We start from the raw sequence: 16037 nt of genomic DNA, 5'->3' as shown, positions 1-16037 counted from the left end.
AGAGCCATAACGAGACCGTTATGCCCAGACTGCCGACCGTGCTTTTTTTGCTGTCGCTGATGACCTGGACCGCAACGGCTGGCGCGCTGACTCTAACCGACGAAGAACGTAGCTGGCTGGCGGCTCACCCGGAATTGCGCCTGGGTGTCGATGCGTCGTGGCCGCCCTTCGAGTTTCGTGACGATGAGGGCCGCTACCAGGGCCTTGCCGCGGATTACATCGAGGTCATCCGCAAAAGGCTGGCAACCCGACTCACGCCCATCGAGCCGGTGAGTTGGACCGCCGTCCTGGAACAGGCCAAAAAGGGCAAACTGGACCTGCTGCCGGGCATCATGTCGACCCCGGAACGCCAGAGATACCTGTCGTTCACCCGTCCTTATCTGGATTTTCCGATTGTCATCCTGGCCCATGTCGGGGGTCCCCAGCCACATAATCTGAAAGACCTGTACGGCCTGAAAATCGCCGTGGTGGAAAACTACGCCCCCCACGAACTGCTGCGCAGCCACCACCCCGACTTGAATCTGGTGGCGATGCCCAACGTCAGTTCGGCTCTGCAGGCGCTGGCCACCGACGAAGTGGACGCCGTGGTAGGCGATCTGGCTTCCAGCGTCTGGAGCCTGCGCCAACTCAAGCTCGATGGGTTGTATGTCAGCGGTGAAACGCCCTATCGCTATCAACTGGCCATGGGTGTGCCCCGCGACAACAAGGTGCTGGCCGGCATTCTCGATAAAGTCCTGGCGGACATGAGCCCCGCAGAAATCAGCGCCATCCAGGAGCATTGGGTCGGCAACGTCCTCGATCATCGAACTTTCTGGAACGACCTGCTGGTGTATGGCCTGCCCGGATTGCTGCTGCTGACTGTCGTGCTGGCGGTGGTTATCCGCATCAACCGCCGCTTGAGCTCGGAAATTGCCCGCCGGGTAGACCTTGAACAGGAACTGCGCAGCAGCGAATACCACTACCGTGGCCTGGTGGAGAGCCTGTCGGCCATCGCCTGGGAAGCAAAAGTCACCGACTTCACCTACAGCTACGTATCGCCCCACGCCGAAGACCTTCTCGGTTATCCCCTGTCCCATTGGCTGATTCCGGGCTTCTGGCGCAACATCATTCACCCCGCCGACCTGACCCGCGCCCAGACCTTCTGCGACCACGAAGTGCTGGCCGGGCGCGACCACCGCCTCGATTACCGGGTGATCACCGCCGACGGCCGCTGCCTGTGGGTGCGCGACATTGTCAGCCTGATCGAACACGGGCATGAACCGGTGTTGCGCGGGTTGATGATCGACATCACCGACGCCAAGCGCACCGAAGAAGCACTGCGCCTGTCGGAGCAGAAATTCGCTTCCGTGTTCCAGCAATGCCCGGACATTCTGGTAATCGCGCGCCTGAGCGACGGTTGCCTGCTGGAAGTCAACGAAGCGTTCGAAGAGCAGATCGGCCTCAAGGCCGAGGAGGTCATTGGCCAGACCGCCACCAACCTGAACATCTGGGGGATCCCCGGTGTCGGGCCGGGCCTGCTGCAACGCTTGCAGGCCGGCAGCATCCGCAACCTGGAAATGCCCTTTCGTCGCAGCAACGGCCAAGTGTTTACCGGCCTGATTTCTGCCGAACCGTTCGACCTCGACATGACACCGGCGCTGGTGGTCGTGGTGCGGGACATCACCCAACTCAAGGAAACCCAGCAACAGCTGCAAACGTCCGAAGAAAAATTCGCCAAGGCCTTCCATGCTTCCCCCGACGGCTTGCTGCTGTCGCGACAAAGCGATGGCTTGCTGTTGGAGGTCAACGACGGTTTCAGCCGCATCACCGGCTTCAACAGCGCCATGTCGGTGGATCGTTCGGCGCTGGACCTGGGGATCTGGGTCAACCTCAATGAACGCAAGCAAATGCTCGACCTGCTGCACCGCGACGGCTTTGTCCGCGACTTCAGCTGCCATATCCGCCGCAGCGACGGGCAGATCCGCCTCTGTGAAGTGTCCAGCCGTCCGCTGCCGATTGGCGATGAAGACTGCATGCTGACCATCGCCCGGGACATCACCGAGCGGCACCTGATGCAGGAAAAACTGCAACAGGCCGCCACCGTGTTCGAAAGCACCGCCGAAGGCGTATTGATCACCGACACCCAACAGCACATCAGCGCGGTCAACCGCGCGTTCACCGAAATCACCGGTTACAGCGAAAGTGAAGCCCTGGGCCACACGCCACGCCTGCTCGCCTCGGGCCTGCATGACAGCGCGTTCTATGCGGCCATGTGGCACCAATTGACCGCCGAAGGCCACTGGCAAGGCGAGATTTCCAACCGGCGCAAGAATGGCGAGCTGTACCCCAGTTGGCTGACCATCAGTGCCGTGCGCAACCGGGAGAAGTTCATCACCCACTTTGTCGCGGTGTTCGCCGACATTTCCAGCCTCAAGCATGCCCAGGCCAAACTCGACTACCAGGCGCACCACGACCCGCTGACCGGCCTGCCGAACCGCACGCTGTTCGAAAGCCGCCTGCTGACGGCGCTCAACAACCAACAGGAAAACGGCGGTCAGGGCGCGGTGCTGTTCCTCGACCTCGACCGCTTCAAGCACATCAACGACAGCCTCGGCCACCCGGTCGGCGACCTGCTGCTCAAGGGCATCGCCGTACGCCTCAAGGAGCAGCTGCGTGACATCGACACCGTGGCGCGCCTGGGGGGTGACGAGTTCATCATCCTGCTGCCGGGCCTGCAACAATCCAGCGATGCCGACCACATCGCCACCAAACTGCTCAATTGTTTCGCCGCACCGTTCCAGGCCGGCGAACACGAGTTCTTCATCAGCGCCAGCATCGGCACCAGCCTCTATCCGAAGGATGGCTGCGACGTTGCCACACTGATCAAGAACGCCGACGCCGCGATGTACCGCTCCAAGGCCAAGGGCCGCAACCGTGTCGAAAGCTACACCCGCGACCTCACCGCCCAGGCCAGCGAACGCGTCGCACTGGAACACGAACTGCGCCGCGCCATCGAACGCAACGAGTTGCACCTGTGCTACCAACCGAAAATCAGCCTCGAAGACTACAGCCTGGTCGGCGCCGAAGCCCTGATCCGCTGGCACCATCCGACCTTTGGCGACGTGCCCCGGGAACACTTCATCCCGCTGGCCGAAGAAAACGGCATGATCCTGCAAATCGGCGACTGGGTCCTGGAAACCGCCTGCCGGCAGATGGCCGAATGGCACCGGCTGTACGACAGTCCCGGCCCGCTGTCGGTCAACCTGGCCGGCGCCCAACTGCGCCAACCCAACCTGCTGGGCCGCATCGAACAGTTGCTCAAGGACAACGGCCTCAACCCCGGCTTCCTGCAACTGGAAATCACCGAAAACTTCATCATGAGCCAGGCCGAAGAAGCGCTGGCGGTGCTGCATCAACTCAAACAACTGGGCGTGCAACTGGCCATCGACGACTTCGGCACCGGCTACTCGTCCTTGAGTTACCTCAAGCGCCTGCCGCTGGACATCCTCAAGATCGACCAGTCCTTCGTCCGCGGTCTACCGGACGATCCCCACGACGCCGCCATCGTCCGCGCCATCATCGCCCTCGGACGCAGCATGCAATTCACCGTGATTGCCGAAGGGGTCGAGACCCGGGCACAACAGCAATTCCTCGCCGCCGAAGGCTGTGAACAAATCCAGGGCTACATCGTCAGCCTGCCCCTGCCCCCCGACGAATTTGCCGCGACATTTCTTCGTACAACCGTAAAGGCTTTTTCGGATAGCACAGTCGCCAAACCGTCGCTATAATCCGCGACCTACTGAGGGCCTATAGCTCAGTTGGTTAGAGCAGAGGACTCATAATCCTTTGGTCCACGGTTCAAGTCCGTGTGGGCCCACCAAACAAGAAAGCCGCGCAATGCGCGGCTTTCGTGTTTCTGCCAGTCAGAAAAATCTAAACAATCGAACCTGTAATTTTTTGAACCGTCCACAAATCGTCCACACCGGCCGAAGATCTTCAAATACCTATGGTGTTAGGACGGTACAGCCAGCCTTCGGTTTCCTCCTCGCAAACCTCAACAATCACATGAATCCATCTATCGTGGTCTGCCGAAAGCACTTCAACTCTTGTCCCAAGCTTCAAGCGCCCAAGCTCACGTGATCGTTTGTCTGGCTCACACCTCAGGATCGCACCCTCCCTGATTATGAAACGATGCTCCGACAGCAAATCTTTGTATTCATGAGGAAGCTCTTTAACTACCTGATGAACCTGACTTGAGTCTGTGACTCCGCTAAGCTTCGAGTCCACCCACTCTATTTTTTGACACACATCGATTGCGTAATATGTAAAAACAAGAATAGTCACCATCCACTTCCAGTATTTAACCAGGTACTCTTGGGCCTTACTGGACAAGTCAGATACGCGGCTACCCGCCTCTAAACTAGTTACAATTTCATTCTCAAGGGCCGGTTCAGTCCATTCACTTACACCGACACCCCCAGCGAAATCTACTATGTTTGCATCGAATTCCACACGAGAGAGATTCGACGCTTCAGCTTCATCGAGTGAACCTGCAGAAAGAAACTGAAATAGAACCGAACTCTTTTGTTGCTCCAGCCAGCCAGAGTTAAACCCTTGAAGCTCTTTTAGTTTTGACCAGTAACTGCCGCTTGAAAACGCTAGAAGCGCAGGATTCATGGCACTCTGCATTGCCTCAGCGACTTTCGCAGCCTCACCCTGCGACTGCGCTATCGACGCTGCAAGCTGGACAAGTGGTCCTTGAGCCTGCTTTACCGCTTCAGAGATCTGGCGAGCAGCTTCCAAGACGTGCTGATTCTGAGTGGACGAAATGCTCAACAATTGCTTTATCGATTCAGACGCAGTAACTGGAAAAAAAGCAGATATATGTTTAGATACGTCCATAGCTGAGTGCCAAGCTTCAAGTTCAGCCCTTCCAAACCTCGTAAAACCTGATGCACTTTCGACATAACGAAGCGCGTCATTAATTTTTTTCAAGCGATCTTCAGCGTCCGACATTCACACTACCCCGTCTAAAACTATTGATTTAGAATCAAGCTTGGCAAGTGGATTAAGACTTACAACCTCAACCATATGCCTCGGACTAAAATGCGCATATTTTTGGGTCATAGCTAATGTTGCATGCCCAAGTGCTCGCTGTAGCGTCAGAATATCCCCACCATTCATCATGTAATGACTGGCAAAAGTATGCCTAAGTACATGGGTCATTTGCCCTTCAGGCAATTCCAGACCGATCGTTTCAACTGAGCGCCGAAAGGTGTTGTACGCCGGTGTGAATGGCAGCTTCCCTTTAAGCCGTTTCTCAAGGTCCTCAGCGATAGGCACGGAGCGATTTTTGCTCGACTTCGTTTTGCTGTAGTGGATCAGGCCATGGCGTACCTGGCGAACCTGCAAACTCTCTGCTTCGCCCCATCTCGCTCCAGTCGCCAAACACACCTGAGCAATCAACCCCGCGTCAGATTCGCGCTGTGACAAATCCTCTAACAGGTCCTCGATCTGTTCGGCCAACAGGTAGACCATCTCGGTTTCATCGAATTTAAGCTTTCGGACCTTAGCCAGCGGGTTGTCTCCTTCCCACTCCCCCAGACGCCCCAGCTCATTGAACACTGCCCGCAAGTACGCCAGTTCGTGGTTCAACATATTTGCGCTGATGGGTTTGGAATCCTTCCCCTCCTTGGCGAAACCTCTACCCGGTGTTTTCCGCGAGTGTTTCCCTTCGGCACGTTCTGCACGGTACTGGGCAAAGTCAGCGGCGCTGAAGGTCGCAACCTTGGGATTACCCATGCGTTCAATCATGTTGCGCAGTAGGGCCAGACGTTGCTCCCCCGTTTTCAGACTTCGCCCATGAACTACATACCAACGCTCAGCCAAATCCAATAGCTTGCGCGTATCGTGTTTAGGGGCCTTCTCGAACACACCGGTAGCGCCCTCCCCCATCACACGGTTGTGATATTTCTGTGCTTCGTTTTTGGTCGGAAATATCTTGCGTGTACGAACGCCGTATCGCCCGTCGGGACGACAATCCACTTCGTAGCGACCGTCCCCCAGTTTCTTTATGGCCACAGGCTTACACAGGCCAGCTCTGCCCCGCCTCCGGAATCTTTTGGACTTTCACTGGATCGTTGTTTTTCAGCGAGCCTCATATGGCAATAACCGGGCTTATTTGACCAACCTCGGGTGCGACTTCATCAGTTACCAACCACAGCGCATAGCGCTTAAATCGAGGGTGTTTAGTGATCTTCAGCAGCTCTACGGAGCTGACCGACGCCCGCCGCCCGTACTCATATCCCTTCCATGTTTCGAGTTTGATTCCCGCGATCTCGCAGATTTCCGCCTGAGTTAGACGCTCAGTCAGCCGCACTTCCTTGAGTTTTTGACCTAATTCCAACGAACACCCTCCTCTTGACATGTGCGTATGCACATCACAATATGTGCATATGCCACTTTATTCGGCATATATACACACGGAGCTTAGCAAATGCAGATCACCATAGACACGCCCTACACAACCGTTCGCGAGCTGGCACGCCGATCCGGCCAATCAGAACGAGCGATTCGGAATGACATCGAGCGTGGGCGAATCCTGGTACGAGCAAAAACTGAAGGTTCGAAAGAAGCACTGCTGGTCAACATGGTTGCGCTGGCCATAGAAGCGGCCGAGCAGGCCGAACGCGTCTCCCAGCGCTGAGGGTCGGCAAATGCAATTCGAAGACATTTACCGCTTAGAAGTGGTCGCCGCTCTAGAGCATGACCACGAACTGGATTTTAAGGACATTGGCAGCACCTACTTCCAAAAGGGAGTCTGCCCAGGCTGTAGCGAACGCACGCTGTACATCGCCCGCAAACAGCCATATCAGCTCAAATGCAATCGTCTGAACCAGTGTCAGTACGAAGAGAAAACCCGCGAGCGTTACAGCTACCTATTCGAAAACCTCAGTGAGCGGTTTCCGCGTACCGAGGTCAACCCGAACGCCACTGCTGATGCCTACCTACAGCGCAATCGCGGTTTCGACATCAGCAAAATGAAGGGCTGGTACGAGCAAAGCCGACGCAAAATGAAGGATGGCCAATGGGCAGACACCGTTCGTTTCCCACTCTGCGATGGCTACTGGGAACGAATCATTGACGCGACGATGGTCACGGCCAATGGCGGGGACAAAGCCGGCATTAAGTACAAAATGTCATACAAGGGGGGCGGTTGGGTTCCGCCTGGTATGTCCATCGAGCAAGGAGACACCGTCTACGTTGTAGAGGGCATCTTCCATGCAATCGCTTTGATCTTGGCCGGCTACAAAGCTATCGCGGCCATCTCAGCCAACAACTTTCCTTGGGATACCGTAGAGGCACACAAGTGCCTGAAAGTACGCTGGATCATCGCCTTGGACGACGACAAGGCCGGCCACTCGGTTATTCCGAAGTACCGCAGCCAATTGCTTGCTCGTGATGAGCTGGCATGGGTGGCCCTTGCTGGCACCGACCGCGATTGGGACGACGTGTACAGCAGCGCGTCGACGCCGATGGCAACTGGCTGCGCCAGACCGATGGCCAGATCCATGATCAGGCCAGCGAGCGCCGTGTAGAGGCGCTGGAAAACACTGAGCACTACCAGCGCCACAGCGTGACCGTGGATGACCATAGCATCGAGTCAGTGGGTGGCATCAAAAAGATCGAGGCCCTGGGCTCACTCAAGCTGCTTTCGGGCGGCTCCGCCAGCCTGGCGGCCGTGGACGACCTGCATCAAGCCACCGGGCGCGACCTGAATCTGGTCGTGGGGCAGAAGCTCAATGCTTCGGTGGGTGGCGATATGGAAGAGCGCATCACCGGCCTACGGCGCAGCGTGGCGGAAAAGACCTGGATGGGATCGGAAGGGGTGAACGTGCTGCAGGTCCTGTGTGACCTGCTCGATCTGGTGACGGCGATGAACACGCAACTGGCCGGCCATACGCATGTACCTGGACCGGAGCCGAGCCCAAGTGATGCAGGAACATTCAATGCGAGCGCAGGAAAAGCCAGCACATTGGCTGAACAGATGAAGTCAATAACACAGCAGTGATTTAGGTTCAGGGGCAAGAAGACTTGCCCCCTCTGCCTCAGGAAAAAAATCGTTCTATAAGCCAGCATGCAAAAAACACGAGGACTCGTAGATCGATTTCCACCTGTACAGCCTTTGTGCTCAGCTTAAACATGGCAAAAGCCCTGTTAAGTGCTGGCAGCGCTGCCAACTTTTAAGGGTTGGCATTTATATAGCGCCTTGCCGGGCGCTTGCTCTTGGCTTACCGCGAATGGCCGTGAGCTTCAGCTCAAGTGCATTGGATTATCCGATTGGGCACAGCCCAGGAACGGGTCCGATACACCATCACCTTTAGCGGCTTGATAGGCCGCAATCAGGGGCATCACCCCCTGAAACCTCAATTCAATATCTCTTTGTAGCACACACTTCAGCAGGAGTCTGCGGACCCGCCGGGAGTGGCCCCAGTTCGACTTCGGCCCCCTGCGCCCGCATGGTGGCCACGACACGGGCCAATTCCTCTTCACTCAGCGTCAGCAATGCCGCCATGTAGAAGTGCATGTGCATACCCATTACGCGGTCCTCAGTGCGGCCCGTGTACTTACGCCACTGCGACCCTTTCCCCAATCCGGCCAGATCCGCCATCTGTGGACTGGTGAACCCCAGTTCGATTTTCAGGCGCGCCAAATCTTCCGCCGTGGGCGGTCCATAATGCTGAATTCGTTTCATTGAAAGTCCGAAAGCCCCAGCACACTGGGGCAAAATCTGGAAAAGGTCGGTTACAGGTGCGAGATATACGTGTAAGCCATGAACACCACACCGGCGCAGGCGGCACCGATTAAGAACGGCACGAAGCCGTAGGTGGGCTTTTTGCTCAGGAGCTTGTCCAGGGCGGCGATCTCATCGGCCATCGGCTTGATCGGCGTCTTGTGGCTGTGGTTCATCGTTCATCCTCGTAAGGGGCTGGCGGGCGCGCCTATCGCGGCCCTTTTGGGTAATTTGGACCGATTCCCGGTAAAGCTCAAGGCCGAGAGGGTTGGCCCCGATGTTCGGGGCCGGTGACTCAGGGTTTGTTTAGCAGGTTGATCAGGGAAACTACCGCGGTAATCAGGGCCGCTCCAACCAGTAGGGGGTAAAACATTCCCTCCCGTCTCAACTTCTGTTCTTCGGCGATTAGCTTGCGGGTCTCAGCGAATAACTTCCGATTTTCTAGCTGGAGCTTATCCAGTTCGAGGTAGGCTTTTTCATCTAGGTCCATTTGGCTTCCTTGGTCTGGGCGGCGCCTACTGCGTCCCCCTTGGAAGCTATATTGACCCTTTAAGGGTCACTGCACAAGGCCGTTTTCTGCCAATATTTCGCCGATTTTTTTGATTGGTCTGGTGACGGCGATGAACACCCAATAGGCCAGCCATACGCATGTACCAGGGCCGGCGCCGAGTTCGAGCGATGCGGGGCATTCACCGATAACGCGGCACAAGCCACCTCTCTGGTCGGTCAGTTAAAGCCCATAACCCGTTGACTCATAGGCTTTTGGCCGTAGCTCAAGCAGAGCTAGCGCTCCACGATGAACCGCCGGTCCGCTACGGAAGGCGGGGAACGATATCTCTAAAAAACCGTCTATCCTGTGAGTACCGGACCTTGGCGGAACGCAACGAGCCTCCGAGGAAGACAAAGGAGGCCCTGTTGACCGGCACGAAGCCAGTACTATATAAAGCGCACTCAAATTAGCGAATTCGCTAATAGAACAGAGATGAGGGATGAATATGAACGTATTGTCCGCACTAGCCTACGAAGAGTACGAAGGCTTCTAAACCGCTACTTACAGCTTCCAAATGGAGACCATCGGTCTCCATTTTTTATGGGTAGAATCAAAGAAATGGATATTTGTACGTCGGTTACCTCACAGCTTGCATCCGAGGCCTTTAGAAATTTGCTGCTCATGTCCGGCGTACTGGTCGCCATCATTTCGGTCATCAAAGTGCAGTCGACGGCCAAGAAGAAACAAACAGCCGACCTGATGTTTGGATGCCGCATGGATGACCAATTGCGCCTAGGCAATGAGATGGTCGCGACGATGCATGACCCCGCCGGATCAATCAAAGATCTACTCAAGCCTGACAGAGCGGATGGTGATGAGGCCCGTGCGGTGAAATACGTCCTGAACCATTGGGAGCGTATCTGCGTTGGAATCAACGAGGGCATTTATCATGAAGAAATGCTTCGCCAGGCGAACCGGACGAACGTCGTAAATCTGTACCGGAAGGCCAAGCCCTTTATCGAGGCTGTTCGACACCAGACCGGGAAAAAGACCTTTTACAAGGATTTTGAAAAACTGGCGCTGAAGTGGGAAAAGAAACCTCTCAAAGTTTGACAAAACCTTACTGAAAAGCCCCCACACCTACCGGAAGTGTGGGGGCTTTTTTTGAGCGGCATTCTGACTAAAAGCGCAATCAGCGGCTATTGGCCAAAGCCCGCCCCAACGATTCAGCGGCGGCACCGCGTTCCTCTGACGTCCGGCCCTCAGCTAATGTCGAACTCAACGCTACGACAGCTTCCTCACCACCGATAAATCCAAGACCGCGAGCAGCAGCAGCGCGTTCTTCAGCTGTTCTCCCATCCTTCAGCACACCAATCAACATCGCGATATACCCTTTTTCTTCAATCATCGTCACGTCCTCATGTGTGGTTCACAGATGCTACGGCATTCACCAGCTGCGCCGCAAAGACCACTGCGCACTGAAAAAATCACGCCCCGAGAAAATCGAGGGACAGAATGCACTTTTCCCCCTCCCGCCGACGGGCTTTGCACAGTTTTCTTGTGAAATACTCTGAGCGATGAAGATAACCTTCCAGCGTAGGCAGACCGTGCCCTTTGGCCGTTTTTAACGTTTTTCACCCTGGGAAAGGCATTGCAAAAAAACGAAAGGAATTTTGTACGTGAACAACACCGCGTGGTGACTTGGCGGACCGGTGAAACGCCCAACCCAGGGCGGCATATACAAAAAAACACGCCATTGGGCGTGTTTTCTTTTTGAATCCTCCATGATTTACGCTTTAGCATCGGCTCTCCTTCGGAGAGTGAAAGCGGCTCAGAAGGTTATAAAAGCTAGGTGATGATGCCTAAGACACGCTTCATTGATTTTCACGTAGGTTTTTTTACCAGGTCCAATATTTTCTTTAAATCTTCAATACTGATTTTTTCGAGCAACTGGTAGACAGGCGGTTTTTCCGCGTGCTTGCCGTCCAGTGTATTGGAGGCGTTGAAGGCGATCGCATCAATGGCTTTTGCAATCAGTTCTTTTTGCAGAACATCCTCGTCTACCTGAAGTGCCTCAAGCTGCTTTTTGTAGCTTTCATATGAAGAGGCAAAAGCCTCTTTATGGGCATACTCTTGTTGAAGCCGCTCATACTGGCTACGACGAGTTGCTGAGAATATCGCGACCCAAACCACTGGTAGGATAATCGGCATTCGCGTAAGAAGCGTGCGTAGCATTTCCTCCCAGCCGGCTGTTTTTACGAACTCAAGGCGGAATGGTTCCAGAGAAATGTGGTCTGTTACCAGAGCCAATCCGCCAAGAAATAAAATCAACATTGAGCCGTAAAAAGCACGGGTGTACCGAATGATAGGCGTTTTAAAGTGGTCCTTGAGTGTCGTATAGGCTGAGGCCAGACCTGCACTTGTCGCTCCAGGCAACAAGGATTCTATGCTTTTGAATAATGCTTCCTGACGAGTTTTTTGTTCCGTTTCGTGCTTGCCTAGCTGCTCAAGTCGAGCGTCGAGCTCCTGCTTTAATCCATCCTCAGGCACTTCGTCATCGTCACCCTTCCGATAACCAAAGATTCGCTCGTAGAAGCGCTCCAGTTCCTTGGTTCTTGATGTGGCTGAATCCAATAACTCGTCAAGTGCGTCGCGTTGCTGATGAATTTCTTTGGAAAAGGTCGAGATTTTCTCGGATGTTGATTCAGGTCCATCGAGAAGCTTCTGATGCAGAGCTGCCACCTCTTTTTGGCTAACCTCCACGTCGGAAACCATCTCTTGGATGTACGTCTCCGCTGGTTTGTTTCCTTCGACACCTACGTACAAATAGTTATCGAATTGCTGTGCACGCAGCTCTATGGCCCCGATTTCCTTCTGTTGCCTGACGGCCTCTGCTGCAACATTCTCAAGATCAACCTGAACGCTTTTGGCTTTCTTTTCGAAGGCACCCACGTACTGCGTGATCTGATCGGAAAATTTCCGTACAGCATCCCCGTACGCCTTCAGAGCATGTTCTGGAGCGACCATGTATGGACGGACGTACGTGAGGAGATTATCGGCGTGTTCGTTTGCCTGAACGAGATGCGCTGCGTTCCGGTTTGAGGTGTACGCTCGTACCTGTAGTAAACAGGCCTCGGTTTGGCCGTGGCAATTTTGCCAAATGGATTTTGGGGTAAGCTCGATATCCGAGTTAGCGATAATGCCATCGACGAACGCGAGCGCCTTTTTTAATCGAGCCAGCTCTTCCACCGTTGTCGATACTGTTTGGTCGTCGACATCTAGCGGTTCAACTTCCTCCAACAGGGTGGTCCAAGAGCTCTTAAACGGGAGCTGATCGAATTCCTGAATCCATCTCGTCATCTGGCTTTCCTTCTAATTTTTGCCACATGTTACCAGCGGCGTGAAGCAAGCACGAAAGCAAGCAGCCGACAGCCACGCACTTTCTTTTCAACAGAATTGAATGGGTCAGTACTGCCACCAATTGCCGTCCACATTGCGTCCACAGCATTCGCAAAAATATCCGGCATATAGGTACATAAAATCAGATAAAGCCAGTGATTTATGACCATACTCCCTATCTGCGGGACCATTTTTAGGGCTCATAATCCTTTGGTCCACGGTTCAAGTCCGTGTGGGCCCACCAAACAAGAAAGCCGCGCAATGCGCGGCTTTTGCGTATTTGAATAGCCCAAAACAGTTGAGCCATTTTTTAATCGTTCAGTTGGCAAAGTTTTCGATCTTTACCTGGCCCTCGGGGAAAGTGGCGATGATTTCCAACTCGCCACCCATGGCGCGGATGTAGTTGCGCAAAGTACTGATGTACATGTCCGTTCGCCGCTCCATCTTGGAGATCGCCGCCTGGTTGACATGCAGTGTCCTGGCCAGTGTGTCCTGACTCAACGCTTGCGCCTGGCGCAATTCGTGAAGCGGCATTTGTGCTCGTAGCTTCTGATGCAAGGCCTCAACACGCGCTTGAGACTCTGGAGAGCGACGTGCCACCAAATCAGCAAATTTTTTAGCCATTGTCATAGCCCTCTTTCTTCAATGCTTCCAAATGCTCGTCGTAGAGACGTTCGGCCAGTGGCACCTGTTCCGAATACCAACGCTCCTGGCCGGTTTTATCACCGCCAATCAGCAGAATCGCGCTGCGCCGTGGATCAAACGCGTACAGCACACGGTAAGGCCTGCCAGCGTGCTGCACCCTTAACTCACGAAGGTTGCCATGCCGTGAACCCTTGATATCGCTGGTATGTGGAAAACCCAAGTGTGGGCCATCCTCGCCCAGCAACATCACCGTGGCCTGAACCGAGTCCTGTTCGGCCTCGTTCAGGTGATCCCACCAGGCCTCAAATTCATCCGTGCATTCGACGTCCCATTTCATACAAATATGCCACCAAAGGAATATAACCTCAAAGGAATAAATGTATGAGTTTCAGAGGTGCCCAACCATCCTGATTTCTCTGTCAATTGTTAACGATGGTTGCTGGCAGAGAGTTTGCCGTTTTGCCAATTGCTTCAGTGCCCTCACGACAACACGGGAACCGGGCGTTTGGCTCAACTACTCAGAGGATGCACCGGCCTGGAAAGTCGCTCGTTGCGCCAGTCTTCGTTTACAGAGGGTGTCGCAATATCGGATGACGTCCGTAAACCTTGTAGGCAAACTCCGAACCTTGCTTTTGGGCACTTTGCCGCCTTGTTGCGCTTTTCTTCGACGGGATAGTCTCTGGACGTCGCTGACCAATCAGTGATCGGGCTTGGAAACCCGTCGAAATTGGACGCAACAGTTTGCCCACCTGAATTTTGAGTTATGGCAGCTGTGCGCGGGACGTCTTCGGGCGTGCCGGTTTCCTAATTTCCCGGTTTTCCAACCTGCGCGCAGCTGCCACCCATTCGCTTGGAAACGAATGTGACAGCGCCTTAAAAAATTAGGAGTTTGAATATGAACACATCCACACCTTCAGAACTAAAAACCGTCGGTTTCACCCCTTTCCTGTATCTCTCGGATCAACCTCTGTTCCACGTCTGTCGCAACGTCCCCATCGCCGACGCCCTGGCCCAAGCCTCCGACCTGCTATTCCTCGCCAAGTCCCTGACCGTCGATGCCGCCTACACCCAAGACTCCGACCGCCACGCCTGGGCCGCGCATTACCTGACGACGATGAGCAAAGCGGTGATTGATGATGTGGTGAAAGTGCTGACGCGAAGGCCTGTTCAATCAAGAGCGGATGCAGATCAATAGAACACTGTTCACAGGACCGGAAAACTCCCAAAAAGGGACTGGGCGTTCCCTTTTTGGAACTGATAGAGCCGGCCTCTTCGACCCTTCGTTATTTGCAGTGCTGGACGACATCACTGCAACTGTCAGTCCAAACACGTAACGAAGGGATGGTCTGCACTGCCCGCAACCGCTCCAGCATCGGCCCCGTCAACACAACCTCATACGTATCCGCCGCCCGCCCCCACTGCTCCACAATGACCATCCCGTCCACCAGCGCCCCGGCCAATTCGGCAATCGTCCCGGCCTGATCCTCGATGATTTGTTGCGTCCGATCCCACACGCGATCAGTCATCGCTTTGAGCTGCGCAGTTATGCGTTCAGACGACGCTGGATCGGTATCGGGGTAGAGGATATTACGCAGCAGGTGCTGTAGCTCCCTGACTTTTGCGTAATCCTGTTCCGCCCCCTGCTCGCCTTTGAGGATGGCTGTCGCTTGCCGCTTATCGACGCGTTTTGCGGCTGAAGGTTTTGAAGGCAGTGTTTGCGCCATTGCGCCAGCCAGGAGCACCATCATCCGGGCTTCCAGATGTTCCTTCATGGCTTCCATCGACGAAATTGGGCGCACCAGGGTAATGGAGGCCCCTCCCTGGTGCCGCAGATCCTTGGTCACTGTCAGGCTCACCCCACCCGTTTCAAATCCCAGGGCGCGGGCCACCACGTAGTGCCCCATTTCGTGATGGGCGATCTGCAATGCACGGTCCCGTACAGCGGCAGGCAGCTTCGTTGTCATATCCCTGGCCTCTCACCCTCGACAGCATCAATCTTAGTCGATTGCCTACTCTCTTTCGGCCACAAGCGTCGCGTCGAACGAGCCTGTAACATGCTGGACCATTGATTCACGCCTCTGGAGCCACGCCGTTGCCCGACACTCGCCCCCCTGTTCTCGATGAAATCGACCGCCAATTGATTGCCGCCCTGCAGATCAACGCCCGCGAAAGCGTGGCCATGCTCGCCCGGCAACTGGGCATCGCCCGCACCACGGTCACTTCGCGCCTGGCGCGGCTGGAAAAGGCCAAGGTGATCACCGGTTACGGCGTGCGCCTTGGACAGCGGGTGGTGGATGGCGGGTTGCAGGCGTATGTGGGGATCACCGTGCAACCGCGTTCCGGCAAGGAAGTGTTGCGACGCCTGAGCGCGATGGCGCAGGTGCAGCAGTTGTGTGCGGTGAGTGGCGAATTTGATTATGTGGCGTGGTTGCGCACCGATTCGCCGGAGCAACTCGATCAGTTGCTGGATCAGATTGGCAGTGTGGATGGGGTGGAGAAGACCACGACGTCGATCATCTTGAGCAGCAAGATTGATCGGGGGCAGCCGGTTTGACATTCCAATTCAGGTTTCATGGGTGTCTGAGCTGACGCTATCGCGAGCAGGCTCGCTCCTACAGTGGGCAGTGTGTATCGATAGATCGTCATATTGATCGTTGAATTGGCAAAACGACGACACTTTGCGTCTTATTAACGTGCTCCGTGCTCTCTAGAATGGCTGGCATCTTTTCC

17 protein-coding genes, 1 tRNA gene and 1 pseudogene are annotated in these 16037 nt (G+C 55.0%); 8 read left to right on the top strand and 11 right to left on the bottom strand.

Annotated elements, in window-relative coordinates; translation table 11 throughout:
• Positions 1-20 precede the first annotated feature (20 nt).
• Both BSF44_RS19185 and BSF44_RS19180 read left to right on the top strand, forming a co-directional pair.
• Complete coding sequence (locus BSF44_RS19185; RefSeq protein ID WP_095944853.1) at positions 21-3767, top strand: bifunctional diguanylate cyclase/phosphodiesterase; 3747 nt, start codon at positions 21-23, stop codon at positions 3765-3767.
• 15 nt (positions 3768-3782) lie between these two features.
• A tRNA-Ile gene (locus tag BSF44_RS19180) sits at positions 3783-3859 on the top strand.
• Between the two features lie 116 nt (positions 3860-3975).
• On the opposite strand, the gene BSF44_RS19175 is transcribed toward BSF44_RS19180, so the two are convergent.
• The 3 genes from BSF44_RS19175 to BSF44_RS19165 form a co-directional block, all read right to left on the bottom strand.
• Entirely contained in the window at positions 3976-4995 is a 1020-nt protein-coding gene (locus BSF44_RS19175) for an SH3 domain-containing protein (protein WP_095944852.1), read from the bottom strand.
• Entirely contained in the window at positions 4996-6060 is a 1065-nt protein-coding gene (locus BSF44_RS19170) for a tyrosine-type recombinase/integrase (protein ID WP_095944851.1), read from the bottom strand.
• A 76-nt stretch (positions 6061-6136) separates the two neighbouring features.
• Positions 6137-6385, bottom strand: a complete 249-nt coding sequence (locus BSF44_RS19165; RefSeq protein ID WP_095944850.1) for a helix-turn-helix transcriptional regulator — start codon at positions 6383-6385, stop codon at positions 6137-6139.
• A 90-nt stretch (positions 6386-6475) separates the two neighbouring features.
• Here BSF44_RS19165 and BSF44_RS19160 point away from each other — a divergent pair, with 90 nt between their 5' ends.
• The 3 genes and pseudogenes from BSF44_RS19160 to BSF44_RS19150 form a co-directional block, all read left to right on the top strand.
• Positions 6476-6685, top strand: a complete 210-nt coding sequence (locus BSF44_RS19160; RefSeq protein WP_095944849.1) for a hypothetical protein — start codon at positions 6476-6478, stop codon at positions 6683-6685.
• Positions 6686-6695: 10 nt separating this feature from the next.
• Positions 6696-7577 (top strand): toprim domain-containing protein, encoded by an 882-nt coding sequence (locus BSF44_RS31165; protein ID WP_141250057.1) that lies wholly within the window; start codon positions 6696-6698, stop codon positions 7575-7577.
• Positions 7493-8050, top strand: a pseudogene (locus BSF44_RS19150) (hypothetical protein); the annotation flags it as partial. The gene BSF44_RS31165 and the pseudogene BSF44_RS19150, both read left to right, overlap by 85 nt.
• Before the next feature lie 360 nt (positions 8051-8410).
• Here BSF44_RS19150 and BSF44_RS19145 read toward each other — a convergent pair.
• The 3 genes from BSF44_RS19145 to BSF44_RS19140 all read right to left on the bottom strand — a co-directional run bounded on the left by BSF44_RS19145 (position 8411) and on the right by BSF44_RS19140 (position 9263).
• Positions 8411-8734 (bottom strand): transcriptional regulator, encoded by a 324-nt coding sequence (locus BSF44_RS19145; protein ID WP_095944848.1) that lies wholly within the window; start codon positions 8732-8734, stop codon positions 8411-8413.
• A 50-nt stretch (positions 8735-8784) separates the two neighbouring features.
• The gene (locus BSF44_RS30385) at positions 8785-8949 is read right to left on the bottom strand and encodes a hypothetical protein (RefSeq protein ID WP_172435375.1); all 165 of its coding nucleotides are present in this window, start codon (positions 8947-8949) and stop codon (positions 8785-8787) included.
• Positions 8950-9068: 119 nt separating this feature from the next.
• Complete coding sequence (locus BSF44_RS19140; RefSeq protein ID WP_095944847.1) at positions 9069-9263, bottom strand: hypothetical protein; 195 nt, start codon at positions 9261-9263, stop codon at positions 9069-9071.
• Between the two features lie 618 nt (positions 9264-9881).
• Between BSF44_RS19140 and BSF44_RS19135 the strand changes: the two genes are divergently transcribed.
• Positions 9882-10376, top strand: coding sequence for a DUF4760 domain-containing protein (locus BSF44_RS19135; RefSeq protein WP_095944870.1), 495 nt, complete (start codon positions 9882-9884; stop codon positions 10374-10376).
• A gap of 79 nt (positions 10377-10455) precedes the next feature.
• On the opposite strand, the gene BSF44_RS19130 is transcribed toward BSF44_RS19135, so the two are convergent.
• From BSF44_RS19130 to BSF44_RS19115, 4 genes are all read right to left on the bottom strand, one after another.
• Entirely contained in the window at positions 10456-10671 is a 216-nt protein-coding gene (locus BSF44_RS19130; RefSeq protein ID WP_095944846.1) for a HEAT repeat domain-containing protein, read from the bottom strand.
• 476 nt (positions 10672-11147) lie between these two features.
• Positions 11148-12623 carry a hypothetical protein gene (locus tag BSF44_RS19125; protein ID WP_095944845.1) on the bottom strand — a complete coding sequence of 492 codons (1476 nt, stop codon included), beginning with the start codon at positions 12621-12623 and terminating at the stop codon, positions 11148-11150.
• Positions 12624-12980: 357 nt separating this feature from the next.
• Positions 12981-13286, bottom strand: a complete 306-nt coding sequence (locus BSF44_RS19120; RefSeq protein WP_008051594.1) for an XRE family transcriptional regulator — start codon at positions 13284-13286, stop codon at positions 12981-12983.
• Complete coding sequence (locus BSF44_RS19115) at positions 13279-13644, bottom strand: type II toxin-antitoxin system RelE/ParE family toxin (protein WP_095944844.1); 366 nt, start codon at positions 13642-13644, stop codon at positions 13279-13281. Before BSF44_RS19115 ends, BSF44_RS19120 begins: the two co-directional genes overlap by 8 nt.
• Positions 13645-14202: 558 nt before the next feature.
• Between BSF44_RS19115 and BSF44_RS19110 the strand changes: the two genes are divergently transcribed.
• On the top strand, positions 14203-14502 hold the full coding sequence (locus BSF44_RS19110; protein ID WP_095944843.1) for a DUF3077 domain-containing protein: 300 nt from the start codon (positions 14203-14205) through the stop codon (positions 14500-14502).
• 88 nt (positions 14503-14590) lie between these two features.
• Here the strand turns inward: BSF44_RS19110 and BSF44_RS19105 are convergent, their stop codons facing one another.
• Entirely contained in the window at positions 14591-15271 is a 681-nt protein-coding gene (locus BSF44_RS19105) for a peptidase M41 (RefSeq protein WP_095944842.1), read from the bottom strand.
• 128 nt (positions 15272-15399) lie between these two features.
• Here BSF44_RS19105 and BSF44_RS19100 point away from each other — a divergent pair, with 128 nt between their 5' ends.
• Positions 15400-15861 carry an Lrp/AsnC family transcriptional regulator gene (locus BSF44_RS19100; RefSeq protein WP_007980298.1) on the top strand — a complete coding sequence of 154 codons (462 nt, stop codon included), beginning with the start codon at positions 15400-15402 and terminating at the stop codon, positions 15859-15861.
• Positions 15862-16037 lie beyond the last annotated feature (176 nt).

The organism is Pseudomonas sp. ACN8, assembly GCF_002303925.1.
GTDB lineage: Bacteria > Pseudomonadota > Gammaproteobacteria > Pseudomonadales > Pseudomonadaceae > Aquipseudomonas.
Note: the sequence above shows the minus strand (reverse complement) of the source record. Positions and strands in the feature narration are given on the sequence as shown.

Coding starts and splice junctions, on each gene's coding strand:
- BSF44_RS19185 (WP_095944853.1), top strand. CDS start 21: ATGCCCAGACTGCCGACCGTGCTTTTTTTGCTGTCGCTGATGACCTGG.
- BSF44_RS19175 (WP_095944852.1), bottom strand. CDS start 4,995: ATGTCGGACGCTGAAGATCGCTTGAAAAAAATTAATGACGCGCTTCGT.
- BSF44_RS19160 (WP_095944849.1), top strand. CDS start 6,476: ATGCAGATCACCATAGACACGCCCTACACAACCGTTCGCGAGCTGGCA.
- BSF44_RS31165 (WP_141250057.1), top strand. CDS start 6,696: ATGCAATTCGAAGACATTTACCGCTTAGAAGTGGTCGCCGCTCTAGAG.
- BSF44_RS19145 (WP_095944848.1), bottom strand. CDS start 8,734: ATGAAACGAATTCAGCATTATGGACCGCCCACGGCGGAAGATTTGGCG.
- BSF44_RS30385 (WP_172435375.1), bottom strand. CDS start 8,949: ATGAACCACAGCCACAAGACGCCGATCAAGCCGATGGCCGATGAGATC.
- BSF44_RS19140 (WP_095944847.1), bottom strand. CDS start 9,263: ATGGACCTAGATGAAAAAGCCTACCTCGAACTGGATAAGCTCCAGCTA.
- BSF44_RS19135 (WP_095944870.1), top strand. CDS start 9,882: ATGGATATTTGTACGTCGGTTACCTCACAGCTTGCATCCGAGGCCTTT.
- BSF44_RS19130 (WP_095944846.1), bottom strand. CDS start 10,671: ATGATTGAAGAAAAAGGGTATATCGCGATGTTGATTGGTGTGCTGAAG.
- BSF44_RS19125 (WP_095944845.1), bottom strand. CDS start 12,623: ATGACGAGATGGATTCAGGAATTCGATCAGCTCCCGTTTAAGAGCTCT.
- BSF44_RS19120 (WP_008051594.1), bottom strand. CDS start 13,286: ATGGCTAAAAAATTTGCTGATTTGGTGGCACGTCGCTCTCCAGAGTCT.
- BSF44_RS19115 (WP_095944844.1), bottom strand. CDS start 13,644: ATGAAATGGGACGTCGAATGCACGGATGAATTTGAGGCCTGGTGGGAT.
- BSF44_RS19110 (WP_095944843.1), top strand. CDS start 14,203: ATGAACACATCCACACCTTCAGAACTAAAAACCGTCGGTTTCACCCCT.
- BSF44_RS19105 (WP_095944842.1), bottom strand. CDS start 15,271: ATGACAACGAAGCTGCCTGCCGCTGTACGGGACCGTGCATTGCAGATC.